This is a genomic window from Pseudomonas sp. 7-41 (genome assembly GCF_021233075.1).
Taxonomy (GTDB): domain Bacteria; phylum Pseudomonadota; class Gammaproteobacteria; order Pseudomonadales; family Pseudomonadaceae; genus Aquipseudomonas; species Aquipseudomonas veronii.
The window spans coordinates 888347-911868 of the sequence record NZ_CP089551.1; the positions used below are offsets into that span (position 1 = coordinate 888347).

Annotated in this window: 21 protein-coding genes; 7 read left to right on the forward strand and 14 right to left on the reverse strand. The window is 62.8% G+C overall.

Translation table 11 applies throughout. The features are described 5' to 3' along the window. Positions 1-91 precede the first annotated feature (91 nt). Positions 92-1357 (reverse strand): urea ABC transporter substrate-binding protein, encoded by a 1266-nt coding sequence (urtA, locus tag LQ249_RS03840; protein ID WP_017849694.1) that lies wholly within the window; start codon positions 1355-1357, stop codon positions 92-94. 476 nt (positions 1358-1833) lie between these two features. On the opposite strand from urtA, the gene LQ249_RS03845 reads away from it, so the two are divergent. After that, positions 1834-6441, forward strand: coding sequence for a DUF4329 domain-containing protein (locus LQ249_RS03845; protein ID WP_232566201.1), 4608 nt, complete (start codon positions 1834-1836; stop codon positions 6439-6441). A gap of 75 nt (positions 6442-6516) precedes the next feature. Here the strand turns inward: LQ249_RS03845 and LQ249_RS03850 are convergent, their stop codons facing one another. The 9 genes from LQ249_RS03850 to LQ249_RS31485 form a co-directional block, all read right to left on the reverse strand. Further along, complete coding sequence (locus LQ249_RS03850) at positions 6517-7887, reverse strand: PepSY-associated TM helix domain-containing protein (RefSeq protein ID WP_046384863.1); 1371 nt, start codon at positions 7885-7887, stop codon at positions 6517-6519. A gap of 133 nt (positions 7888-8020) precedes the next feature. After that, the gene (locus LQ249_RS03855) at positions 8021-10096 is read right to left on the reverse strand and encodes a TonB-dependent copper receptor (RefSeq protein ID WP_026140374.1); all 2076 of its coding nucleotides are present in this window, start codon (positions 10094-10096) and stop codon (positions 8021-8023) included. Positions 10097-10189: 93 nt separating this feature from the next. After that, complete coding sequence (locus tag LQ249_RS03860) at positions 10190-10627, reverse strand: DUF2946 domain-containing protein (protein ID WP_232566202.1); 438 nt, start codon at positions 10625-10627, stop codon at positions 10190-10192. A gap of 11 nt (positions 10628-10638) precedes the next feature. Further along, positions 10639-11121 (reverse strand): copper chaperone PCu(A)C, encoded by a 483-nt coding sequence (locus LQ249_RS03865; RefSeq protein ID WP_046384861.1) that lies wholly within the window; start codon positions 11119-11121, stop codon positions 10639-10641. Positions 11122-11168: 47 nt separating this feature from the next. Further along, positions 11169-11564, reverse strand: a complete 396-nt coding sequence (locus LQ249_RS03870) for a DUF2946 domain-containing protein (RefSeq protein ID WP_046485671.1) — start codon at positions 11562-11564, stop codon at positions 11169-11171. 96 nt (positions 11565-11660) lie between these two features. Beyond that, entirely contained in the window at positions 11661-11951 is a 291-nt protein-coding gene (locus LQ249_RS03875; RefSeq protein ID WP_017849687.1) for an addiction module antidote protein, read from the reverse strand. 113 nt (positions 11952-12064) lie between these two features. Further along, positions 12065-12547 carry a DUF6392 family protein gene (locus LQ249_RS03880; protein WP_017849686.1) on the reverse strand — a complete coding sequence of 161 codons (483 nt, stop codon included), beginning with the start codon at positions 12545-12547 and terminating at the stop codon, positions 12065-12067. Position 12548: 1 nt separating this feature from the next. Further along, positions 12549-14012 carry an S-type pyocin domain-containing protein gene (locus tag LQ249_RS03885; protein WP_232566203.1) on the reverse strand — a complete coding sequence of 488 codons (1464 nt, stop codon included), beginning with the start codon at positions 14010-14012 and terminating at the stop codon, positions 12549-12551. Beyond that, a complete protein-coding gene (locus LQ249_RS31485; protein WP_261753752.1) occupies positions 14009-14134 on the reverse strand; it encodes a hypothetical protein in 126 nt (41 codons plus the stop codon). Before LQ249_RS31485 ends, LQ249_RS03885 begins: the two co-directional genes overlap by 4 nt. A gap of 449 nt (positions 14135-14583) precedes the next feature. Here LQ249_RS31485 and LQ249_RS03890 point away from each other — a divergent pair, with 449 nt between their 5' ends. After that, positions 14584-14835 carry a DUF6124 family protein gene (locus LQ249_RS03890; protein ID WP_169865956.1) on the forward strand — a complete coding sequence of 84 codons (252 nt, stop codon included), beginning with the start codon at positions 14584-14586 and terminating at the stop codon, positions 14833-14835. Positions 14836-15020: 185 nt separating this feature from the next. Here the strand turns inward: LQ249_RS03890 and LQ249_RS03895 are convergent, their stop codons facing one another. The 3 genes from LQ249_RS03895 to cbiE all read right to left on the reverse strand — a co-directional run bounded on the left by LQ249_RS03895 (position 15021) and on the right by cbiE (position 17453). Continuing rightward, positions 15021-15344, reverse strand: a complete 324-nt coding sequence (locus LQ249_RS03895; RefSeq protein WP_169865959.1) for a helix-turn-helix domain-containing transcriptional regulator — start codon at positions 15342-15344, stop codon at positions 15021-15023. 181 nt (positions 15345-15525) lie between these two features. Further along, positions 15526-16251, reverse strand: a complete 726-nt coding sequence (locus LQ249_RS03900) for a cobalt-precorrin-6A reductase (RefSeq protein ID WP_232566204.1) — start codon at positions 16249-16251, stop codon at positions 15526-15528. After that, positions 16248-17453 carry a precorrin-6y C5,15-methyltransferase (decarboxylating) subunit CbiE gene (cbiE, locus tag LQ249_RS03905; protein WP_232566205.1) on the reverse strand — a complete coding sequence of 402 codons (1206 nt, stop codon included), beginning with the start codon at positions 17451-17453 and terminating at the stop codon, positions 16248-16250. The genes LQ249_RS03900 and cbiE overlap by 4 nt, the downstream gene beginning before the upstream one ends. 38 nt (positions 17454-17491) lie before the next feature. Between cbiE and cobG the strand changes: the two genes are divergently transcribed. The 5 genes from cobG (at position 17492) to LQ249_RS03930 (ending at position 22848) form a co-directional block, all read left to right on the forward strand. Beyond that, the gene (gene cobG / locus LQ249_RS03910) at positions 17492-18844 is read left to right on the forward strand and encodes a precorrin-3B synthase (protein ID WP_169865964.1); all 1353 of its coding nucleotides are present in this window, start codon (positions 17492-17494) and stop codon (positions 18842-18844) included. Then, positions 18837-19463: a precorrin-8X methylmutase gene (locus LQ249_RS03915; RefSeq protein ID WP_046384855.1), complete on the forward strand. Its 627-nt coding sequence runs from the start codon at positions 18837-18839 to the stop codon at positions 19461-19463. Before cobG ends, LQ249_RS03915 begins: the two co-directional genes overlap by 8 nt. Beyond that, a complete protein-coding gene (locus LQ249_RS03920; protein WP_017849677.1) occupies positions 19463-20194 on the forward strand; it encodes a precorrin-2 C(20)-methyltransferase in 732 nt (243 codons plus the stop codon). Before LQ249_RS03915 ends, LQ249_RS03920 begins: the two co-directional genes overlap by 1 nt. Next, positions 20194-21831 (forward strand): precorrin-3B C(17)-methyltransferase, encoded by a 1638-nt coding sequence (gene cobJ / locus LQ249_RS03925; protein WP_057006057.1) that lies wholly within the window; start codon positions 20194-20196, stop codon positions 21829-21831. Before LQ249_RS03920 ends, cobJ begins: the two co-directional genes overlap by 1 nt. Before the next feature lie 237 nt (positions 21832-22068). After that, the gene (locus LQ249_RS03930) at positions 22069-22848 is read left to right on the forward strand and encodes a hypothetical protein (RefSeq protein WP_046384853.1); all 780 of its coding nucleotides are present in this window, start codon (positions 22069-22071) and stop codon (positions 22846-22848) included. On the opposite strand, the gene LQ249_RS03935 is transcribed toward LQ249_RS03930, so the two are convergent. Further along, a complete protein-coding gene (locus LQ249_RS03935; RefSeq protein WP_017849674.1) occupies positions 22845-23441 on the reverse strand; it encodes a MarC family protein in 597 nt (198 codons plus the stop codon). The two genes, LQ249_RS03930 and LQ249_RS03935, sit on opposite strands and share 4 nt — an antisense overlap. Positions 23442-23522: the final 81 nt, after the last annotated feature.

Genomic DNA, 23522 nt, shown 5'->3' on the forward strand with positions numbered 1-23522 from the left:
CTCCCGATAGCGGTGGGTCAGGCAATGCATGTACTGACTGATCCACCGCTATCGGGGGCAAGCCCCCTCCCACATGGGTCCGTGGCGGGGCTTAGTTACTTTTCACGGCGTAATCAGGTTTTTTGTCATTGCCAGGAATGTACGGGCTCCATGGCTGTGCGCGGATCGGTTCCTGGGTCTGCCACACCACCGAGAACTGCCCGTCGGCCTGGATCTCACCGATCATCACCGGCTTGTGCAGGTGGTGGTTGGTCTTGTCCATGGTCAGGGTGAAACCCGACGGCGCGGCGAAGGTCTGGCCGGCGAGGGCTTCACGCACTTTGTCGACGTCGGTGGACTTGGCCTTCTCCGCCGCCTGCGCCCACATATGAATGCCCACGTAGGTGGCTTCCATCGGGTCGTTGGTCACGGCTTTGTCCGCGCCCGGCAGGTTGTGTTTCTTGGCGTAGGCTTTCCAGTCGGCGACGAATTTGGTGTTCACCGGGTTCTCTACCGACTGGAAGTAGTTCCAGGCGGCGAGGTTGCCCACCAGCGGCTTGGTGTCGATGCCGCGCAGTTCTTCTTCGCCCACCGAGAACGCCACCACCGGCACGTCGGTGGCTTTGAGGCCCTGGTTGGCCAGCTCTTTGTAGAACGGCACGTTGGAGTCGCCGTTCACGGTGGAGATCACCGCGGTCTTGCCGCCCGCCGAGAATTTCTTGATGTTGGCGACGATGGTCTGGTAATCGGCGTGGCCGAACGGGGTGTAGACCTCTTCGATGTCTTTATCCGCGACGCCTTTGGAATGCAGGAACGAACGCAGGATCTTGTTGGTGGTGCGCGGGTACACGTAGTCGGTGCCCAGCAGGAAGAAGCGCTTGGCGCTGCCGCCTTCTTCGCTCATCAGGTATTCCACCGCCGGGATCGCCTGCTGGTTCGGCGCTGCACCGGTATAGAACACGTTCGGCGACATCTCTTCGCCTTCGTATTGCACTGGGTAGAACAGCAGGCCGTTGAGTTCTTCGAACACCGGCAATACCGATTTGCGCGACACCGAGGTCCAGCAGCCGAATACCACGGCGACCTTGTCCTGGGTCAGCAACTGCCGGCTCTTTTCCGCGAACAGCGGCCAGTTCGACGCCGGGTCTACCACCACCGGTTCCAGCATCTTGCCGTTCACACCGCCCTTGGCGTTGATCTCGTCGATGGTCATCAGCGCCATGTCTTTGAGCGAGGTTTCGGAGATGGCCATGGTGCCGGACAACGAATGCAGGATGCCGACCTTGATGGTCTCGGCGGCCTGCACAGTCCAGGTCATGCCCATGGCGACAATCGATGCCGATAGGGTGAAAGCCTTGAGCAAACTACGACGCTTCATGGTGCGATCTCCGGGGATTTGATTTTTTTAGTGGCAGAGTTGGAAGCTGAAGAGTGCATAGCAAGGCCTGTGCCTAAGGCCCGAAACCTCCACTTAAATCGTCACGCTGGGTGTCGCGGGCAAGCCTGGTGCACTGCTTTGGCTCGCGGTCGCAGGGTCGTGCAGGCGGGAGCCCCGAAAGAGGGCATGGAGATGCGGTGCCCCGCTGCTGTCCGGGTCTTCCGGGATTCGCGCTTTGCATTCAATACACGGGAGAGCCACTGCATCGATGCGCGCTTTGACATGCTCGCGAAACGCGATGCAGTAATGGCCTCACTGGCGTGTGCGATTGGGTGTTTGTGACAGTACTTTTCGTACAGGGCCTAAATAAGTCATACCTATCTACCGTCTCTGAACGAGCGGTGTACTCCATCTTTGAAGGGGTGCGTCACGGCGATTATTTGCCAGGACGCACGCTTTCTTCGATGAGGTGAAACATGAATGACTTTACGGAACTGCCGCAACAAACCCCTGGACATATACCGGTCCTTCCGGCGCTCAGCCCGTTGTTTATGTCGGCCGACGATGCCGCCCGTTGGGCTTATGAGCGGATCGACTACTCGGTGGCCGACAAGGAATACGGGGGTGCCATTCTTAAACAAGGCAACCGCTACTTCGCCACGACGCCAATCGCTGACCAGCAGTTGACCTTCGATCATCGGATCTTGCTGGCCACGGATGCCGACGACAACTTCATCGCGCCCAACGGCTACAGTTGCGAGGCGCTTTACCATTCTCACCCGCCGAACCTGGAGCAGGTGAAAGCGAGAAACCCCGGGATTAGCGATGATCATGCTTCGATGATGATCAGTTTTTTTTCGCCTGCGGACCTGAGTTTTATCATTGAGCACCGCAGCTCGGTGCGCGCTCATTATTTGTGCGGCCCCGAGGGCTCGCTGCTTAAGTACACAACCTCGGGTTCGGCGGCGGAGGTCCTGCTGAGAAAGCGCCTTCTCGGCGAGGAGCCGTTCCCGGCTTCTGCGGATCGGGAGTCATTGATCTGGATGACCGCCGATGCCGGCGACCTGCGGGTAGTGGTGCCCAACCGTCAATGGGGAGGCGTGCGTGGGCAGATGAAGCGGGGTTGGAGAGTCAATGCCGCCGTGACGCAAGTGACCCAGGAGCAGCCATTTTTCACCCAGGTATTCGCACAGCCTGAATTGGCCGTGATGGCGGCCCTAGCCCTGTCGGCGTCGGCGGCTGGCGAGTATGCCTTCGGGTTTGTACTGAAACACACCCAAAGCGAAAGTTACATCGCGACCTACCCCGAGCTCGCGCCCAGGGCATTGTTCTCTGCCACCGGGCTCTTCCCCGAGCAAGCCTCCGGCAAACTGAAGCTGCCCTCCAACTTTCGGCTCGAAGCCCTCTACTACCGCTCTAAAGCCACGCCAACGGACATCCCCGAAAACGAGTCCTGGTTGTATGCCACATTCCCGACCCCTGCGGAGCTGGTGGCGGCCATCGTGCAGTCAGAAGCGACCCGGGACATACAGAACAAAAGCCGAGGTTTGCGCCTTTACATCGAAACCTCGGATGACGCACTGCTTGAACTCAAGGTGCCAGCGCCCAGTGATGCCGGCGCGCTGGTCAACACCGGCGACGATGGCGTGCTCGGTGACAATGGCGCCCAGGCCGCGCTGAAGGCCGGCAGCCTCAGCCCGCGTGACTATGTGCGCCGGGTGATTGCCGCGACGTCGGTGTCAGTGGTCCAGGCCGGCTTGCTCTGGCGTGTCGTCGGCCCGCTGGACAACCGTTCGGCGGTGTTGAACGGTTTCTATCAGGCGGTATTGAGCCCGCCCTTTATTTCTGCCCACGACGCAGCGGTGTATGCCCACGAGCAGATCGGCTCACGACGTGAGCGAACCTACGGCGGCTATGTACTCAAGGACAAAGAAGGCCGCTTCTTTATCACCCAGCCCCTGGCCAGCGACGCCAACCCGTTTGCCCTCAGGCTGTTTTTTCCGACGGAGCTACCCGGTCCGTTGATCCCTCCCGAGGCTTACGCGATTCACGGCCGCTACGGCTCCCACCCGGCGCTGTCGATGGTCGACCCCGGCTGGGTCAATCAGCGCAACTGGACGCGCGAAGACGCCCTCATCAACCTGCAGATTTTTGGCACCGCCCAAATCTACGATGTGATCCAGTCGGGGCGCCCGGCGTATATGTCGGCTGCCGAGGACTGCCTGCTGGCGTACACCCCGAGCGGCTCCACGCATGAGGCATTGGTGTCTGCCGGCGCTGCGCCGCAACCGGCCGGCAGCGTGCTGCAAAAACGTTTGGACAGCGGTCTGTTCAAACCCGCGCTGTGGGTCACCCGGTTGGCTGAGGCGGGTGACTTGCGGGTGATCCAAGGCAATGTGTTATGGGGCCCGCGTTCGCCGATCTACAAAGACTGGACGCCCTCTTTCGAGTACGCGCCCAGAACCGGCGCTCCCGACTATGTGACCTATGGCGCGCTGTTCGGCACGGCAGACGAAGCCGCCCGCGATCTGCATGCGCGGGTCCATGGGCGCAACTTGCCGGAGCAGGCGTACTTTGCGTTTATCCTCAAGCACCGGGACAAGGCGTTGTACCTGGCCACCGAGGTGGTGGGCGTCAATGAACGGGTCAAGCTGTTCAATCTCAACAGCGTGTTTGCGCCGACAGAAGACAATGACTATCGGTTTCCCGCTGGGTTTTCGCTCTGCGGGCTGTTTCGTTCGCAGCAATGGCAGCCGACCGGGCTGTCGCCATCCAGTGCCTGGCTGACCCGCTATTTTGTGATGCCGATGGTGTTGTACGAGGCGCTGTACGAGAGCCAGCGCAGAGGGGTGAAGTACAACGGCGGTAGAAACCTGCCGGTGTACTTTTCAACGCAGGAGGGGGCCCTGTTGAGATTCGTCGCGCTGCCATTTCGCGTGGGCGGCGGCGGGCCGGTGGAAAGTGCCTTTGAACAGGCCGCCAGCGCATTGGCCTCCGGTGAAAAGACGACGCAGACCTTTGTCAGGGAGTGGGCCAACAGCGGCGAGCTCTACGTGGTGCGTACCAGCCAATGCTGGGACCAGCAAGGGCGGGTGTCGCGCACCTGGACGGGTTACGAACACCTGACCCGCCGTCGCGTGGGGCCCGCGTTTGCCAACCCGGACGATGCGGCACGGTATGCCGCGGGCATTGTCGGTGAGGGCCGGCGCCGCACCTATGGCGGCGTCCTGCTCAGGCTGCCCGATGGTGTGTTCGTCGCGACTGATCCGCTGGTGGTGCCGCCCCAGGGCTTTGCGCTGAACTGGATTTATCCCGACCCGGCGATCGCGCAAGGGCTGTACCCGCCGGGAAGTATCATCGTCGCGCGTTACCGCTCGGTGCTCAAGCAAGAGACACAGATACTGTTTTCGGCCACGCAAAAGGCGGTCTACCAGAGCATGTTGCCCACGAGCGTGCTGTCGAACCTGCTGTTCCGTGAAGTCCACATCAAGCGCGAATATGTGTTTGGCCCCGAGGGGGGCATCCTGCGTTATCAACTGACGGGGTCGGCGGAGGAGGAGGCGCTCAAGCTGACCTTGGCGCCGTTGAACCTGGTCAGGGGGGATGTGGCCGACAATGAAGTCGAACGGCAACTGCGCAGCGGAACGCTGCTCCCGGTCGACTTCGTCACGCAGGTGGCGAAGGCCGGCGATCTGCGGGTGGTCAACGGCAACCGCCTGTGGGGCCACCCGCGACGGTTGAGCGGGCCGTTCGTGCCGGACTTGGCCGAGGTCGCGGCGCTGGCGATCAAGCAGGTGTTTGCCGATGCGCCGTGCGGTCCGCTCTTTACCCAGGCTTACGACGCCGTGCGTCATGTGCAGCGAGTGTCGTCGCCCCAGGCACAGGTGCAGTTCGGTTATGTACTCAAGGATGCGCGGAAAAACCTGTACATGACGACCTTGCCGTTGGTGCGCGCCGATTACACGCGTTTCGAACAGGTCTTCGTCGATGGCCTGTTGCCCCAGGGGTATACGCTGGATGGCTTGTATCTGTGCGCCTCCACCGTGGCGATTGCGCCGACGAGCGATGACATGGCGCTGAGTTTTTTCTCGCCCCAGGTACTGGCCGGCGCGGTCAATTTTCTCAGCAACCTGGCCGGCAACGGTGCCCTGCCGCTCTACCTGCTGTGCGCCGACGGCGCGCTGCTGAGGTATTCCTTGCGAAGGCACGAGCGGCAAGCGCTGAGCAGCGAGGCCCGAACGCTCGGACCGCAGTTGCTCGAAGGCGCCTCCAGCGTCGCCGACTACGTGCGCGGGCTCGCGACCAAGGGCGACTTGTATGTGCGTGTCAGGAGCACGGTGTGGGGCAAGGAACAAAGCGTCACCGCGCAGTGGCAACCCAAGGCCGCGCCCTGGCCCGCCCAGGACAACCCACACTTCCTGTCCTTTTGCGGGCCGCTGTTCGGTCATGCCGACGACGCCGCGCGCTGGGCCGAAAAACAACTGGGCGGTTTCAAGGGCCGCGAATACCTCGGCGCCGTGCTGGCGCCGCCAAAGGCGCGGGGGCTCGTGGCGCTTGAGCCGGTGGAGGATCACCGTGCGTGGTTGGTGGACACGATTTCACAGCTGTTCTGGTTCGGTCATCTCGGCTTTGATATCACCCCCGATCACCCGCTGTTCTTCTACACCATCAAAGCGCTCCAGGCGTTTTACAAAGTCATCCCTTTGGGCCTGAATCTATCGTCGCTGGATCAGCGGTTGCTGGACAATTTTGCCGACAAAAATGATCTGCGCCTGTACCTGGACATCATCCGCAGTAACCGTCCGGTCGCCGAGAGTGTCTACCTGGCGTGTCGCGGCGGTGCGCTCCTGAAGTATGTGCCGGGTTTCACGGCGGACGAGACGCGACTGCTGAGTGTCGACTCGTCGCCTTCGCCCAGCGTGCTGGTCAGCGGCTTGCGCGCGGCCGGCACGTTGAGTGTGTTGGAAACCGATACCTTCTGGACGCGACCGGGGGCGCTGGGGGCGGAATGGCAGGTCAAGGACGTACTCGCCGAGCCGGACCCGCAAGCCGTGCTGTACGGCCGGGACAAAGACGAACTCTGACAACGGCGCGGCGCTGACCAAGCCGGCCGCCGTGGATCGCCCGGTCCCCGGCGGCACTTGACCGGCACCCGGGCGTCAAACCCGCGAAGGCTGCGCAAACAGCCGCGACAGCAGCAGGCGATCGAGCGCCCACACGACGATCAGCGACGCGCCCACCAACGGGAAGGCGATCGCCAGCCCGAGCATGATCACCATCGCGGTTTTCCACTTCGGCAGGTCATGACGCAACGGCGGCACTCCGAGGCCGCCCACCGGCCGCCGTTTCCACCAGATCACCACGCCGCTGACGGCACTGAGCAGGATCATCAGGCAGATCAGCAGCACGATCAGTTGATTCACCCAGCCGAACATCTTGCCCTCGTGCAACATCACGCCGGTCTCGGTCGCCCGCGCCACGCCGTTGTAGTGTTCCCAGCGCACATCGGCGAGGACCTTGCCGGTGTACTGGTCCACATGCAGGGTGGCGTCATTGCGCGGGTCGTTGGCGAACACCGAGACAGTGAATACGCCCTCGGCGGTGGTGGGCGGGGTGATGCTGTAGCCGGGCTCGACCTTGCGCGAGGTGGCCAGGTCGACCACCTGTTGCAGGCTGATGGTGGGCGCGGCGGGGGCGGCATGCATCGCGCCGTGGTTCATGTGTTCGGCATGGTCGCCGGACACCGGCATCGGTGTGTTTTCCATGGCCCAGGGCACGGTCTGTTGCGTCGCGGTGTTGAGCACGCGCGCCTGTTGATCGGAGGTCGGCACGTTGTTCCACATCGCCGCCGGGAAGCGGTTCCACAGGTCGGCGTATTGCTTGCCCCAAAAGCCGGTCCAGGCCATGCCGCTGAGCAGCATCACCAGCAACAACGCCGCGCCCCAGAAACCGGTGACGACATGCAGGTCGCGCCAGAACACACGGCCACGGGTGTTGAAGCGCGGCCACAGCACCCCGGACGATGACTTGCCGCGTGGCCACCACAAGTACATGCCTGAGATCACCAGCATCACGCCCCAACCGGCAGCGAGCTCGACCAGGCGGTCACCCACGGTGCCTATCATCAACTCGCCGTGCAGGGCGCGTGCGATGGCTTGCAGGTTGTTTTTCGCGTCCTGCGTGCCGAGCACGGTGCCGCGATACGGGTCGACGAACACCGTCATTTCGCGGCCGCCGTCGTGCATGACGAACTGTGCGCTGCTGGTGGCGTCGGCCGGTGGCAAGTATTTGCTGAGCCGGCCCTGGGGGTAGGCGGCCTTGGCGCGCTGCAGTTGCTCGTCGGCGCTCAGTGCGCGTTCGGCGGCGGGGACGGTGAGCAGGTGGCCGTACATCAGCGGGTCGAGCTGGGGCTTGAACAGGTAGATGATGCCGGTCAGGGCCAGCAGCACCATGAAGGGCGCGACAAACAGCCCGGCGTAGAAGTGCCAACGCCAGGCCAGGTTGTAGAAGGAGATTTTTTGTGTGCTCATCAGGGGGGGCTCCGCAAGGTTTTGTTTTTTTGGGGTCAGTTACACCGCCATCGGGGGCAAGCCCCCTCCCACAGTTGGCATGCATTCCAAGTGTGGGAGGGGCGGTGCGACGATTCGACTTGCCCCGATGCTTTTAGAAGCTCATGTCGACCTTGGTCCAGAGCGTGCGCCCCGGCTCCTTGATGGCCTGCGGATCGTTGGCCGGGTAGCCGAACCCGGCGTTGCCGGCCAGGTTCAAGTGCTCGGCGTAGGCTTTGCCGAACAGGTTGTCGACGCCGGTACTGACCTTGAAGTTTTTATTGATGCGGTACGCCGCGTTCAGCGAGAACACGCCAAAGCCGCCGCTCTTGTCGTAGTCCTTGCCGACCACGTTGCCTTTGTTCTGATCGATGCGGTTTTGCGCGGCGACCACTCGCCACAGGGCGCCGGCGCTCCAGTCGTCCTCGCTGTAGGTCAGGCCCAGGCGCGCATCCAGCGGCGGCATTTGCGGCAGGGGCTTGCCGTCGCTGCTGTTCTTGCCCCAGGCGTAGGCGAGGGTGGCGTCGGCCTTCCAGTTTTGGGTCAGCTTGTACGCCGCGCCCAGTTCGCCGCCCATGATCCGTGCGTCGACGTTGCGCGCCTGGGACGTGGTGCCCATCATTCCGGTCCGGTAGTCGAACAGGATGAAGTCGCGTACCTGGCCGACGTAACCCGAGGCCCAGGCTTCGAGGTCGGCGGTCTTGTATTGCGCGCCGAAGTCGAGCTGGGTGGTTTTTTCCGGTTTCACGCCATCGAACGCGTTGACCGAACCGGCCGCGCCGGTGTTGGGGGAAAACAGTTCCCAGTAGTCCGGGAAGCGTTCGGCGTGGCCCAGCCCGGCGTAGAGCGTGGTCGGGGTGTCTGCCAGGTCGTGCTCGTAGCGCATGAAGCCCGAGGGCAGGGTGTCGGCGCGGGTGTCGTCGGCGGTCGGGTTGGCGCGTGCCGACATGCCTGAGCCGATGGTCTGGCGGAAGTCCCGGGCCGAGGCGCGGTCCAGGCGCGCGCCGGTGATCAGGCGGTCGCGGTCGGCGGCGTACCAGGTCAGCTCGCCGAATACGCCGTAGTTATGGAAGTTGGCGTCCTTGTTGCGCGGCAAATCCTTGTAGGTGTCGACGCCCATGCTGCTGCGCTGGCGGTGTTCGTTGGTCTGCGCATCCAGACCGCCGATCAGTTGCAGGTCGGCCCAGCGCCAGGTCGCCTTGATCCGCGCGCCGAGGGTGCGGCGGTCGACGTTGGAGGCCATGGGGCCTGCCATCATCCCGGTGCCCGACGGGACGCGCAGGCTGTAGTTGTCCATGACGTGGTCGGCGTAGTTGTAGTAGACCTGGGCCTCGACCTTGTCCAGCACCTCGCCGATATTGGATTTTTCGAAGCGCAGCCCCAGGCTTTCGCGCAGGAACTGCGAGCCATCCATGCCGCGCCCGGCGTAGCGCGCCTCGCCATCGCCGCGGCCGGCGGTGAGTTCGAGCAGGGTGTCGGCGTCGGGGGTGAAACCGACCGCGACGTCACCGTTCCACTTGTCGTAGCGCGAGGCGACGGTGTCGTTGTTGCCGTCCTTGTAGTCGTCGGCGTGCGCCTGGTTGCCGATCACCCGCACGTAACCCAGGGGCCCGCCGGCAGCGGCGTCGATGACTTTGTCGAAGCGCCCGTTGGAGCCGGCCAGCACGCTGGCGTTGAGCCGCGTGCCCAGTTCGCCGAAATGCTCGGGCTCGCGCTCGAACAGGATGGTGCCGGCCGACGCGCCCGGGCCCCAGAGCACGGTTTGCGGGCCTTTGATCACGGTGAGTGTGTCGTAGGTTTCCGGGGAAATGTACGAAGTGGGCGCGTCCATCCGGCCCGGGCAGGCGCCGAGCATCATGCTGCCGTTGGTGAGGATGTTCAGGCGCGAGCCGAACATGCCGCGCAGCACCGGGTCGCCGTTGGTGCCGCCGTTGCGCACCAGGGCGAAGCCGGGGATGGTCTTGAGATAGTCGCCGCCATCGCTGGCGGGCACCGGCTGGCGCGGGTCTTTCGGGTTGGTGACCACGGTCAGCGGCGAGCTGGGGGCGATCGCGGTGATCACGGTGGGGCTCAGTTCGTGCTCGGCGTGCTCATCGGTATCGGCATGGGCCTGTGGCATCAAGAGCGCGCCGCACAGAACGGCGAACACGGGAGTGCTTCCCAAACGGGTGTCAGCAGAAAACCTGGACATGAAAAATTCCATCTATCAATCGTAAACAACACGGCCAGCAGCCTGTGGCTGTCTGTCTAACGTCGGCCGGGGTGAAGTAACGGTGTCAAGTGCTTACGCGGCGATGGGTGGGGCACGGCTGCGCGCGCCGGGGAAAATGCTCTGCCGGGCATGGCCCAGGCGCGGTGAGGGGATGAGGGCGTTGGCCGGCGATGGGGCGCCGAGGGTGAGGTAGGACACGCTGCCGGGCAGTGCCGGGCAACTGAAGAGCAGGCTGCAATAGCCGCACTTTTCCCAGAGGACGTGGTGTTCGTCGGGGGCTTGTTTTTGAGGCGGACGGTGTTGCGGTTCGCCGTGGCACTCGGGCATGTCCATGGACATGCTCATGGACATGCTCATGGACATACCGGCGTGCTGATTCATCGGCATCGCTTGGGAAATCAGCGGACCGATAAAGATCATCAGCATGGCGAACAGGCTGATCCAACTGCCGCGCTTAAGGCTCACGGGCCTGCGGCGCGGCGCGGACAACCTGGCGCGAGGGGCGCCCATCGAGTGTTGGCCTACTCGCCGTGTTTATGCTCGTGGGGCGCCATCGGCGGGACTTTCTGTACGGACACTTGCACCTCGACGTCCCCGGCTTTTTCGAAGGTCAGGGTCAGTGGGAAGTGCTTGCCGTCGGCCAGTACGCTACGGTCTTTGAGGCCCAGCAACATCACGTGATAGGCCATGGGCGCGAAGGTCAAGTCACCCTTGGCCGGCACGGCAACGCTGGGCACTTGTTGCATCTTCATCAATGCGCCTTGCATCACATGCTCATGCAGTTCGGCTTTGTCCGCCACCGGCGTCTTGGCGCTGAGCAGGCGGTCCGGGGTTTCGCCGGTATTGTGAACCACAAAGTAGGCCGCGACGGTCGGCGCGTTGGGGGGCAATTCCTGGGACCAGGGGTCGCTGACCAGCAGGTCGCCGGCCTTGAAGTCGTCGGCATTGGCAGCACTGAACACCGGCAGCAGCAATGCGGCCAGAAGCAGGGAAGATTTGAGCATGGCAGTTCTCCAGAACGGTTCTAAACGCAGTTCACTTGCGAAGACCATCAGACCGTTGGAGAGGCGCGCGGGTTAAGGCTCGGCCATTGCTGGCGCGGCGTCGGGGACTGCAATGACGGCGGCGGCAGGCTCTGCGCCGCCTCGAACCGCGTGACATACAACTGCGGCACATGCCCCGGCAACGCCACCAACGGCGCCGAGCCCGAGCAACACCAGCAATGCTGCATGGCGGAATGATCGTCCTGCGCCGGTGCCGGAATGTCCAACTTGCCCAGGGCAACGGTTTTCAGGCTGGCGCCATTGGACGAACAGAAACTGCCCCACAACAGTTGCTGCGCGGGGTCCTTGGACTGCTGCATCGCCCCGGCCAGCGGCATGGCAAAGGCGTTGAACAGCACTGCAAAGCAGGCGATCCAGACGATTGCAAAGCGTTGACGGGCCATGGCGGACAATCCGTAGGGTTAAACGATCAGGCGGGTATTTAGCCTGATCGGGGGGGATAAGTAAAAAGTGGCGGTGTGGTTTGGTGTCGCAGTGTGTCAGAGCGCGGTGGCGTGAAGTTTGAGCCCCAGTGCTCTCATGACCTTCATGATAGTCGCGAACTCGGGATTGCCAGTGCTGGAGAGGGCTTTGTACAAACTTTCTCGTCCTAGGCCGGCGTCGCGAGCGACTTGGGTCATGCCTTGGGCGCGAGCGATATCGTTCAACGCTGTGCGAATCAACAGACCGTCGCCAGCATCTTCTTCAAAGCAAGCATCCAGATAGGCGGCCATCTCAAAAGGAGTCTTGAGATATTTTGCGGCATCGAAACGGGTAAAGGATTCGCTCATAAGTCACTCCTTGCGGCCAAGATTTTTTGCCATGTGTATTGCACGCTGGATGTCTCGGCTTTGTGTTGATTTGTCGCGGCCCATCAGCAGCAGATAAACCACCTTGTCTCCGGTCAATCACGGCCCATGTCAACCAAAGTGAACGCTAAACCACATACGGATTTATCTGGTAAATACTGCGCAGCCACCCTCGCGTTCGAGTGAAACTCCAAACTGAGACGATAGGAATCCCATCCTCCTGTAGTCCCAATCGGCAGCGGTAACTTCACTGGCCCTTTGGACTCGTGCGGTTTCCCAAGTGTGTTATGGATACTCTCTTGGTTCATCGATAGGCCGAATGGTGCAGGTAGCTCACCCGCGTACTTGGGCTCTCCCTCCGCCAGTGCAATCAGGCAAAAAACGACTCGCTCTAACCGCATGGTTTCAGCCCAAAACCAAAGCTCAATGCCTGGTTCCGGCTTATGGATGAAATGGGTATTTTGGCTATCTGCAAATAAAGGTTTTATCGACCCTACGAGAAGTAAGCCCGCGGCAATAAAATCGTTGTAAGTGCTGCCCAAGCCTCTTACCAAACGATTGATTTTTACTGCGTCCATTCTAGTACCACCCCTGATTTTCGTTGACCTTATGCATTTGAGTACGCGCCATCTCAAGATCAGACTCGGCGAAGCCGTGATCCAGAAGGTATGGCTTGATAGCATCGAAATTGCTGTCTACTGCATGACGAAGATCGCCAGCATCTAACGCCTGTTTTTCCTCCGTGTTTCGCCAGCCGTAGGTCTCACTAAACTTCTGGTGGATGTGAGACGGAATCGCAATGCTTGCAGCATTATTTAACGTGTCCTTAAGCTGCTTCTCTGTAAAGCTTATTGCATAGCGTTCGAGATGACGTCTTATTGCCGCCTGCGAAGGCATATGATCCACATGCAGCCCCTTACGCAGTCGTCCGTTGAACGCACCATAGATATCGACTTCCAATGGTCTGACCGCTGGCTTGGCAAACACCAAATACAACGGCGGCACACCCGAGTCAGCAGGAAACGTAATGATCGTGTCCTGCCAGGTAACATCCTCTGCATCCTGGCCTGGGTAGTGACTGATTGCCGAATCCTGCCCCACCGTAACCGGATGAACGAACAAATTATCCAAGCGTTCCGGTGTACCCGGATACGGGCTCGGCGTACTGACCACCGGCCCATTGTTCGGCGTCCAAGTGATGCTGATGCCATCTAGCACCGCGACCATCGCGCTCTTGTCCGCATTCCAACTGGCTTGCGCAACAGACACACGATCAGCGCCACTTTCAGGCTTGGTATGTATGCCGTAGACGCGTAGTTCACCTGATTCATCCTGGCGAAACTGAAACCGCACTCGCGTACTGGCCGAGCGCATACCTGCCAGTTGTTCCGGGGTGTAGAGCGTCGAATCACCCATATCCCTTGGCCAAAAAGCCAGCAGCACGACGTTGAGTGCTGAACTGGCTCCGGCCAGTCCTCGTATGGCCCAGGCGCCAAGGTCGCTGCCGAGTGTTCCGGCGACCCTCCCGACGGCACCCGCAGTGCCGGTCGAAGCCATGACGGCCGTGGTGCCAAAGTTTGTCGCGTGTTCAGGGCTGGTTCCTGCCGCCGTGGAACCGACCGGCACCGAAACGCATGACTTGGCGAACACACACCCATCAGCGGCACGATTCATTACGCCGGGGGTGGATAAGTTGGAAACGGGCGGGTTGGGGGTGTTTGGTCCGGTCCAAGTGAAGGCGGCACGCTGGGGTTGTGTTTCGAACACCTGACACTTGAAGCGCTGGCAGGCGATCAGCTCCGGTGGCGGGTCGCATTTGCACAGACAGAGATCACCCTCAAGCGCCGCTTGTTTACCGCCCCAGTCTTCGTGCAGGCGAGGCCCAACGAGCGCGATGACGCCTTCAGTGCCGCATGCCGGACAAGCGACCCGGTCACCCTCCCTGGCGATCATTTGGCCGTTGAAGCTGGTGCGCTCCAGGCCACTGATCACTTTGCCGCCCGCCGTGGTCGTCGCGCCAGTGGTGATGTTGTAGCGCTTCACACCTGGCTCTCTACGCGATATCCAGGCTGCAGAAGGTCAGGGATGCCATCGTCGTCCGCGTACTCCACCACCTGAGCCAGGTTTTGCAGGTTGCTGACCACTGTGTTATCGGAGCTGTTCATGTCACTTCCTTTTTTTGCGTGCAGAGGCCTCACACACCATCGTGGTGTTGAGTCGTGCAGAGGGGATCGCGCCGGGAATGGCGCCAGGAAGAGGCTGCTGAATGATGAAGGACCAAACAACTGACCGTTCGGCTAGGTTTTTGTAAAAACAGAAACTTCCGACAAGTGTTTGAGGTTGCCCCTAGGAAACTCGCTCTCTAGTCTCCGTACACCGTTGCAAACGCAGCGGGCGGGCGTCGCGGCCCATGTAAATTCAGGCGCAAAGTGCCATTGTCCGCTTTCAGTTGACGCCTTTTTATCGTCTACTGTGCGGCGCTATGGTGGCTGTGCGCGGGATACCTTCGGGTATGCCGGGTTGCCTTAGGACCGGTCCGCGAACCTGCGCACAGCTGCCACCCCATCGCGTCGCGGCGATCAGTGGCAGCTCCACTTTCCTGAGGAGCTTCACAATGATTAAACCCACCCCAAATCCCCCCGTCCGGCTATTTGCCGTGGCCGATGGAATCAGCACCGAAGACCTGTTGGTCAACCTCATCGAAACACTCGCCTCGGCCGATGCACTGAGTTGCGACCTTGCGTTTAACCTGGATGGCCCGAAACGAGAGGAATTGCTGGGCGTTGCGCAGTTGATAGGACTGGCGCAGTTACTGGCTGATCGCGTACAGGATGGTGTAGGGCAGATGACTGCCGCGAGGCGCTAATAGCCTGAGGAGTGATCGTTCCTGTGTTCGTCCAAAGGAACGATCTGCCAACTGTGTCGACAGCGTCGACACAATCGGCTCTCCGAATACCCCACGCTAGTTTTCCAACATTTCATGTTTGATGCACAGACATGCCAGCACAGCATCATCTGTGTGACATTGGTGGTGTGGTTTGATGTCGCAAATTATGCGGTGGGAACTCCGTGGACCTGCATATCGACACCTAACGCTTTTCTAATCACTGCAAAAATCGCTGCCAGGTTATTCATGCTTGGGTTTCCGCTGGCTGACAACATCCGATGCAGGCTTTTACTAGGTTTAGCGGTCTCTTTCGCAAGCCCTTCAAATCCTACTGTGGCGTTGACCAAATCACGCAGAATTACGCGTGAAATTTCCGGCTCGCCATTGAGAAAAAGCGTAGCAGCCTCATCCAGGAGTGCTTGGGCAAATTCAGGGTCGCGTTGAGCGCGTTCGGCGATGGTGTGTTTGTAGCTGCGGGTTAGCGCCATGCTGGTTACCTCTTTTGTTCCGATGCCTTGCGCCGCTGATACTCTGCGATCAGCGACTTTACTGCGGTGAGATCGCGTTTTGGGCTGACGTGGTTGTCGCCTCGGTATTCTTCAATCTCAATCATTGGTCATCCAGAAGGTAACAAATAGGTTACCAATCAAGCAGGCGAGCGATCCTGACTTATCGAATGAAGTTTGCCAACGCGATGAGTGTTTCTTCCAGCGACAAGAGTTCCCGATCCACTTGAGCCAACACCGGCCGCCTCAACACCAACACCGGCACCCCTCGCTCGCGCGCCACTTCCAGCTTCGGTTCGGTGGCGGTGCTGCCACTGTTCTTGCTGATCAGCACATCGATCTTTTGTCGTTCGAACAACGCACGCTCGTTTTCGATCAGAAACGGCCCACGCGCGCCGATGACTTCGCAGCGTTCATTGCCCGGATACACCTCCAACGCGCGCAGTGTCCAGAATTGCTCCTGCGGGATCTCATCAAGATGCTGCAACGGCTCGCGGCCCAAGGTGAACAGCGGGCGCTTGAAGGGTTTCAGGGCCTCGATCAGCTCGGCCCAGTCAGCGACTTCGCGCCAGTCATCCCCCGCTTGCGGTCGCCATGCCGGGCGGCGCAGGGCCCAACACGGTACACCGCACAACCGTGCTGCCTGGGCGGCGTTTTGGCTGATCTGTGCCGCATACGGGTGGGTGGCGTCGAGGATCAGGCCGATGTGTTCGTCGCGCACGAACTGCGCCAACCCTTCAACCCCGCCGTAGCCACCGACACGCACCTGGCAGGTGAGGTCGGTCGGCACGCGGCCCACACCGGCCAGACTGTAGATATGTTCGGGGCCGAGGGTGCGGGCGATGGCGAGGGCTTCGGTGACGCCGCCCAGTAGCAGGATCGGTTTCATAGGGGCTTGATCACGTCCAGCAGGGTGATCGGCAGCGCCTGGCGCCAGGTGTCGAATTCACCGAGCGGCTGGGCATGGGCCACGTGGAGGCGGGTCAGTTCGCCGCCGTGTCGGGCGCGCCAGGCCATCAGGGTCATTTCGCTTTGCAGGGTCACGGCGTTGGCGACCAGGCGGCCACCGGGGCGCAGGTGCTGCCAGCAGGTCTCGAGCACGCCGTCGCGGGTGACGCCGCCGCCGATGAAGATCGCGTCGGGCGTTTCCAGGCCGCCGAGGGCCGCGGGTGCGGTGCCGCGCACCAGTTGCAGGCCGGGCACGCCGAGGGCGTCGCGGTTATGTTCGATCAGGCCTTGGCGGCCGGCATCGGCTTCAATCGCCAAGGCGCGGCAGCTCGGGTGGGCGCGCATCCACTCGATGCCGATGGAGCCGCTGCCCGCGCCCACGTCCCAGAGCAATTCGCCGGGCAGTGGCGCCAGGCGGGCCAGGGTCATGGCGCGCACGTCGCGCTTGGTCAGTTGGCCGTCGTGTTTGAATGCCACATCCGGCAGGCCGGCGAGGCGCGACAGGCGCGGGGCATCGGCGTCGGCCAGGCAGTCGATGGCGACCAGGTTCAGATCGGCGACCGCGGCGTGCGGCCAAGCGTGGGCCACGCCATCGACACGCCGCTCAGCCGCGCCGCCCAGGTGTTCAAAGACGCTGAGGCGGCTCGGCCCAAAGCCGGATTCAGCCAACAGCGCGGCAATCGCGGCAGGGCTCTGTCCATCGTTGCTCAACACCAGCAAGCGCACGCCGCTGGCCAGATGTGCATTCAACGCCGCCAAGGGCCGGGCCACCACCGATAACGTCATCACGTCCTGCAACGCCCAGCCCAGACGCGCCGCCGCCAGCGACACAGAGGAGGGCGCCGGCAAAATCAGCATCTCTTCAGCCGGCACCTGCCGCGCCAGGCTGGCGCCGACGCCGTAGAACATCGGGTCGCCGCTGGCCAGCACGCACACCGGTTCACCGCGTCGCGCCAATAGCGGCGCCAGGGAAAACGGGCTCGGCCACAACTGGCGTTCGCCGCGCACGCACACTGGCAACAGGTCCAATTGACGCTGGCCACCGATGATCCGCGCGGCACGCAATACGGCGTGCCGGGCGTTTCTGCCGAGCCCTTTGAAGCCGTCTTCACCGATGCCTATTACCGTCAGCCAGGGCGACATATGAATTCCTTGAACGACATCCGACGGGCAGGCTTTTCATGCCGTCGGACAAAGCAGGCATAATACCGCGCCTTGACCCGCGAACCGGTAGCCCCGTGAACCCAATCCCTGCTCTGAACACCTTGCGCCCCTCGGCTTGCCCGGGGTTGCTGCGTATCGTCCAGGCGTTGGACGGCGGCATTTGCCGGATCAAACTGGCCGGCGGCGCGATCAGCGCCGCACAAGCCCATGCCGTGGCGGACGCGGCCCAGGCCTATGCGGGCGGGGTGATCGAGGCGACCAACCGCGCCAACCTGCAGATCCGCGGGATCGGTGCCGAGCAGCAGGCTTTGATCGCGATGCTCCTTGCCGCAGGCCTCGGCCCCAGCACCGCCGCCGGTGACGACGTGCGCAACCTGATGCTCAGCCCCAGCGCCGGTATCGACCCGCAGATGTTGTTCGATACGCGCCCGCTGGCCGACCAGATCCTCGCCACCCTGCAAAACCACACGCGCTTCCACGAGCTGTCGGCCAAGTTCGCGGTGCAACTGGATGGCGGTGAAGCCCTGGCGATGCTCGAACATCACCATGACCTGTGGCTGTCGGCCTTTGAGCAGGGCGGCGAAACACTGCTCGCGTTCGGCCTGGCCGGCTGCCCGGGGTTGGATGCGCCGTTGGCGGCCGTGCGCTTGGAGCAGGGGCATGCCTTGGTGGTGGCGGTGTTGGAACGGTTTCTGGACCTGGCCACGCCGGCGCAAACACGCATGCGTCATCTGCCTGTGGATAACTTCCTGGTCGGGCTGGACCTGCCGTTATTGCCGGTCGATGGCTTCAAGCGCCCGGCCAGCGGGGCGTGGCTGCACCTGGGAAGTTATCCACAGCGTCAGCACGGTCGGGTCTACGTGACCGCCGTGACGCCGCTGGGTCGACTCGACGCCTCCATGCTCAAGGGCGCAGCGCAACTCGCCGATGAGTATGGCGACGGCACGCTGCGCTTTACCCCCTGGCAAGGCCTGCTGCTGCCCAACGCCAAATGCCAGGATGCCGCCGCGATCACCGCGCGCCTGGAACTGCTGGGCTTCCTCTGCTCGGCCGGCCAGCCGCTGGCGCAGCTGATCGCCTGCACCGGCTCCAGCGGCTGCGGCAAAGGCCTGGCCGATACCAAGGCCGACGCGATGCAACTGGCCGCGCTGCGCCCCGGCCACGCGGTACATCTGTCCGGCTGCGCGCGTTCCTGCGCCGCCGCGCACATCGCGCCGGTGACCTTGCTGGCGGTCAGCCCCGGCCATTACGACGTCTATTTTCGCGAAGCAGCCCAGCCCGGTTTCGGCCGGCTGCACGCGCGCACTCTTTCTATTGAAGCGGCGGGCGCCCTGCTGCGCGCTCACCCACGGAGCAACACCGATGATTGATTACATCCGCGACGGTCAGGAGATCTATCGCAACTCCTTCGCCATTATTCGCGCGGAAGCCAGGTTGGAGCGCATCCCGGCCGACCTGGAAAAACTCGCGGTGCGCGTGATTCATGCCTGCGGCATGGTCGAGGCGATCGACGGCCTGCAGTTCTCCGCAGGCGCAGGCAAGGCCGGGCGCGAGGCGCTGGCCGCGGGTGCGCCGATTCTGTGCGATGCGCGGATGGTGTCCGAAGGCGTGACCCGTGCGCGGCTACCGGCCAACAACGAAGTGATCTGTACCCTGCGCGACGAACGCGTGCCGGCGTTGGCGCAGAAGCTGGGCAACACCCGCTCCGCCGCCGCCCTGGAACTGTGGCGCCCGCACCTGGCCGGCAGTGTGGTGGTGATCGGCAATGCGCCGACCGCCTTGTTCTACCTGCTGGAAATGCTCGACGCCGGCGCGCCGAAACCGGCGTTGATCCTTGGCTTCCCGGTGGGCTTCGTCGGCGCCGCCGAATCCAAGGCGATGCTGGCCGCCGACAGCCGTGGCGTGCCGTTCGTGATCATGCAGGGCCGCCTGGGCGGCAGTGCGATGGCGGCCGCGGCGGTCAATGCCCTGGCCACGGAGGTCGAATAATGCCGGCACGCGGACGTTTGATCGGCCTGGGCGTCGGCCCCGGCGACCCGGAACTGATCACCCTCAAGGCCCTGCGCCTGCTGCGCGAATCGCCGGTGGTGGCGTACTTCGTGGCCAAGGGCAAAAAGGGTAACGCCTTCGGCATCATCGAAGACCACCTCGTGGCGCAGCAAACCCTGATGCCGCTGGTGTACCCGGTGACCACCGAAGCGTTGCCGGCGCCGCTGTCCTATGAACAGGTGATCAGCGATTTCTACGACAGCGCCAGCCAGGACGTCGCCGCGCACCTGGACGCCGGCCGCGATGTGGCGGTGATCTGTGAAGGCGACCCGTTCTTCTACGGCTCCTACATGTACCTGCATGACCGCCTGGCCGAGCGCTACGAAGCGCAGGTCATCCCCGGCGTGTGTTCGATGCTCGGTGGCGCCTCGGTGCTCGGCGCGCCGCTGGTGTATCGCAACCAGAGCCTGTCGGTGCTGTCGGGGGTGCTGCCCCATGAAGACCTCAAGCGTCGCCTGGCGGATGCCGATGCGGCGGTGATCATGAAGCTGGGGCGCAACTTCCCCAAGGTGCGCCAGGTGCTCGAAGAACTCGGCCTGGCCGAGCGTGCGCTGTATGTGGAGCGCGCGACCATGGCCAACCAGAAAATCGTCCCGCTGGATCAAGTCGAGCCGATGTCCTCACCGTATTTCTCGCTGATCATCGTGCCCGGTGAACGGTGGCAAGGTTGATGCGCCCGGCGATCGTCATCCTCGGGCAGGGCAGCCTGGCCACGGCGCGCAGGATTGCGCAGGTGTATCCGGGTGCGGTGATCCACGGCCTGCTGGGCCGGGTCGACGGCGCGGACCAGAGCTACCGCGAATTCGGCGCAACCCTGCGCCAGCTCTATCAGCAAGGCACGCCGCTGATCGCGCTGTGCGCCGCCGGTATCGTGATCCGCACCCTGGCGCCGCTGCTGCTGGAAAAAGGTGAAGAACCCGCCGTACTGGCCGTGGCCGAAGACGGCAGCGCGGTGGTGCCGTTGCTCGGTGGCCTGGGCGGGGTGAATGACATGGCGCGGGAGATTGCCGCGGCGTTGGGCGTGGCCGCCGCGATCACCACCAGTGGCGAGCTGCGTTTCGGCACGTGCCTGCTCAACCCTCCGGCCGGTTATCAACTGGCGGACCTGGAGCTGGGCAAGCGCTTCGTCAGCGACCTGCTTGCCGGCGAAAGCGTGCGTATCGAAGGCGCGGCGCCGTGGCTTGACCAGGCCAACCTGGCGCAGGACCGACAGGCGCGCCTGGCGATCCACGTAGGCAGCGCCGAGCGCGTACCGGCGGCCAACGAGTTGCTGATTTATCCACAGAGCGTGTGCGTCACCTGCAAGCCCGGCGCGCAATTGGCGCAGCGTGTGCGTGGCGCGTTGCATGCCTCGGGGATTGCCCTGCAGTCGCTGGCCTGCCTGTTGGCCAGCGATACCCAGATGGCCGAACCGTCGTTGCACGAAGCGGCGTTGGAGTTAGGCGTGCCGCTGCGTTTCGCCGAGGTGGAGCAAGCGGCGGACGTCGTTGTTTCGGTCGCCGAGCAGCCCTTGGACGTGTCCCAGGTCGGTCGCCCGCGTGGCCGCCTTGCGGTGATCGGCCTTGGCCCTGGCGCCGCCGACCTGATGGTGCCGGCGGTGAAGGCCGAACTGGCGCGCTGTACCGATGTGCTGGGGTACGAAACCTACGTCCGCATGGCCGGGCCGTTCCGCGACGATCAGGTGCAGCACTGCACCGACAACCGTGAAGAAATGCAGCGCGCCCGCCACGCTTTCGCGCTGGCCGCCCAAGGCCGTTCGGTGGTAGTGGTGTCGTCCGGCGACCCTGGTGTGTTCGCCATGGCGGCGGCGGTGATCGAGGCGCTGCACGAGTCCGACGACCCGGCCTGGCACCAGGTCGAGCTGGAAATCCTGCCGGGTGTTTCCGCGTCCCTGGCCACCGCGGCCCAGGCCGGCGCGCCGTTGGGGCACGACTTCTGCGTGATGTCGCTGTCGGACAACCTCAAGCCCTGGTCGATCATCGAGCAGCGCCTGGACCTCGCGTCCCAGGCCGACCTGGCCCTGGCGTTCTACAACCCGATCTCGCGTGCGCGGCCGTGGCAACTGGGGCGTGCCCTGGAGATTGTCGCGCAACACCGCAACGCCGCAACGCCGGTGGTGCTGGGCCGCGATATCGGGCGGCCGGGCCAGACCCTGCGCGTGACCACGCTGGGGCAACTGACCCCGGAACAGGTGGACATGCGGACCATGGTGCTGATCGGCTCGTCCACCACCTGCGCGTTCCCGCGCGCCGGCGGCGGTGAGTGGGTGTACACGCCGCGCTGGTATGGCGAAAAACCGGCCTCCTGAAAAGCGCCGCGCGAGCGCCGGAAAGCTCCGAATGACGCTGGGTGAACACCTGCCGTGATTCGGGGCTTTTTCTTTTTTTATCGATGAAATCCGGAACTGCCCGCGGGGCGCCCAACGAATGCTGGGCTGCGCTTTGCGAGCGCTGCCGGCAAGGGATGTTTGTCGTGTGGAAAGCCCGTCGGCGCCTGGACTAGTGTGGACACACGCCCCATGTGGGGTGCTTGTGGAGAACTGAAAATGGAGCGACATCACAGAAGGATCAACAGCACCAAGCGGCGCAAATTGATTGCCGCCTATAAGCTGCCCGGCGCGCCGGGGACGCACGCGGCTTTACCGCTGGATACCGAGGACGGCTGCAACGCGGCGGTGGTCAACAATGGCGTGATCTCGTTCGCCGACGGCCTGAGCGGCCTGAACCGCGAATACATCCGCAAAAGCTATCTGTTGGCCAGCAGCTACGTCAGCGATGTCTTGAAGATCAGTCGCGGCACGGAGGGCTGGTACGACGAATTTATCAAGGTGATGATCAGCCTGGGCTGGCTGCCGGTGCGCAGCCGGTTCGAGCGGGTCTCAAGCGCCGGCAAGGGGCTGACGGTGCAACTGGCGGCGCTGAATATCATCGCCACCCTGCTGGCCTCGACCTCACTGGCCGGGCCTCTGCTGACGGCGCTGCCGAAACTGGCCGCCGATGCGCTGGAAACATTGAAACAGATGCCGGCGTCATTCGAGCTGTTCAAGCGCAATAGCAGCGTGCATCAGGGTGGCGATTTTGGCTTGGCGTCCTGCGCCGAAACCGACGGCGAAGTCATGATGGTGCTGGTGACCTACAGCTCCCATGGCGTCAGCAAGCACGTGGGGCTGCCTTTTCTTGAGTGGGACAGTTCCTCGTTCGAGGCCTTCAGCGGGCAAACCTGCCTGGTGCTGAATACCTCGGTGGTCAACGAAAAAACCATCCAGTTGATGCGTGAGAGTGCGGGCGACAAGGTGCAACTGGCGATCGCCAAATACCGGATCTAAGGCACCAGGTAGCCGCGCACCCCGGTAAAGATGATTTGTGCGGCCAAGGCGCACACGAACAAGCCCATCAAGCGACTGACAATCTGCAAGCCCTGGTCACCGAGAATCCGTTCGATACGGTTGGACAAATACAGCACCACGCCCACCGTGAAGCTGGCCAGGGCGATGCTGAGGATGGCGGCGATTTTGTCGTCCCAATGGGGCTGGCTGACGCCCATCACCAGCAGCGCCCCGATGGTGCCGGGGCCGACGGTGAGGGGAATGGTCAGCGGCACGATGGTCACGTCCTGCTGCACGTTATCGGTCTGCACCGCCGACTTGCCCTGCGCCATGCCCAAGGCCGAGATGAACAGCACGCTGCCGGCGCCGATGCGGAAAGCGTCCACGGTGATGCCGAACACGCTGAAAATCACCCGGCCGAACAGGTAGAGCAAGACGCTCGACACCAGCGTCGCCAACGCCACTTTCCAGGCCAGGCGTCGCCGTTCCTTGCTCGAATAGCCGCGGGTCAGGCTGATAAAACAGGACAACACGAAGAACGGGCTGTAGAGCACCAGCATCTTCAGGTAAACGCTGAATAACACGTGGAGCATGGGGGTGGCTCGCGACAGAAGGAGATTGGCGGAGTCTATCAGGCGACAGAGATCAAATGTGGGAGGGAGCTTGCTCCCGAT

Excerpts from the sequence above, each read along its gene's own strand:
- urtA (WP_017849694.1), bottom strand. The coding sequence starts at position 1,357 with ATGAAGCGTCGTAGTTTGCTCAAGGCTTTCACCCTATCGGCATCGATT.
- LQ249_RS03845 (WP_232566201.1), top strand. The coding sequence starts at position 1,834 with ATGAATGACTTTACGGAACTGCCGCAACAAACCCCTGGACATATACCG.
- LQ249_RS03850 (WP_046384863.1), bottom strand. The coding sequence starts at position 7,887 with ATGAGCACACAAAAAATCTCCTTCTACAACCTGGCCTGGCGTTGGCAC.
- LQ249_RS03855 (WP_026140374.1), bottom strand. The coding sequence starts at position 10,096 with ATGTCCAGGTTTTCTGCTGACACCCGTTTGGGAAGCACTCCCGTGTTC.
- LQ249_RS03860 (WP_232566202.1), bottom strand. The coding sequence starts at position 10,627 with ATGGGCGCCCCTCGCGCCAGGTTGTCCGCGCCGCGCCGCAGGCCCGTG.
- LQ249_RS03865 (WP_046384861.1), bottom strand. The coding sequence starts at position 11,121 with ATGCTCAAATCTTCCCTGCTTCTGGCCGCATTGCTGCTGCCGGTGTTC.
- LQ249_RS03870 (WP_046485671.1), bottom strand. The coding sequence starts at position 11,564 with ATGGCCCGTCAACGCTTTGCAATCGTCTGGATCGCCTGCTTTGCAGTG.
- LQ249_RS03875 (WP_017849687.1), bottom strand. The coding sequence starts at position 11,951 with ATGAGCGAATCCTTTACCCGTTTCGATGCCGCAAAATATCTCAAGACT.
- LQ249_RS03880 (WP_017849686.1), bottom strand. The coding sequence starts at position 12,547 with ATGGACGCAGTAAAAATCAATCGTTTGGTAAGAGGCTTGGGCAGCACT.
- LQ249_RS31485 (WP_261753752.1), bottom strand. The coding sequence starts at position 14,134 with ATGAACAGCTCCGATAACACAGTGGTCAGCAACCTGCAAAACCTGGCT.
- LQ249_RS03890 (WP_169865956.1), top strand. The coding sequence starts at position 14,584 with ATGATTAAACCCACCCCAAATCCCCCCGTCCGGCTATTTGCCGTGGCC.
- LQ249_RS03895 (WP_169865959.1), bottom strand. The coding sequence starts at position 15,344 with ATGGCGCTAACCCGCAGCTACAAACACACCATCGCCGAACGCGCTCAA.
- LQ249_RS03900 (WP_232566204.1), bottom strand. The coding sequence starts at position 16,251 with ATGAAACCGATCCTGCTACTGGGCGGCGTCACCGAAGCCCTCGCCATC.
- cbiE (WP_232566205.1), bottom strand. The coding sequence starts at position 17,453 with ATGTCGCCCTGGCTGACGGTAATAGGCATCGGTGAAGACGGCTTCAAA.
- cobG (WP_169865964.1), top strand. The coding sequence starts at position 17,492 with ATGCCGTCGGACAAAGCAGGCATAATACCGCGCCTTGACCCGCGAACC.
- LQ249_RS03915 (WP_046384855.1), top strand. The coding sequence starts at position 18,837 with ATGATTGATTACATCCGCGACGGTCAGGAGATCTATCGCAACTCCTTC.
- LQ249_RS03920 (WP_017849677.1), top strand. The coding sequence starts at position 19,463 with ATGCCGGCACGCGGACGTTTGATCGGCCTGGGCGTCGGCCCCGGCGAC.
- cobJ (WP_057006057.1), top strand. The coding sequence starts at position 20,194 with ATGCGCCCGGCGATCGTCATCCTCGGGCAGGGCAGCCTGGCCACGGCG.
- LQ249_RS03930 (WP_046384853.1), top strand. The coding sequence starts at position 22,069 with ATGGAGCGACATCACAGAAGGATCAACAGCACCAAGCGGCGCAAATTG.
- LQ249_RS03935 (WP_017849674.1), bottom strand. The coding sequence starts at position 23,441 with ATGCTCCACGTGTTATTCAGCGTTTACCTGAAGATGCTGGTGCTCTAC.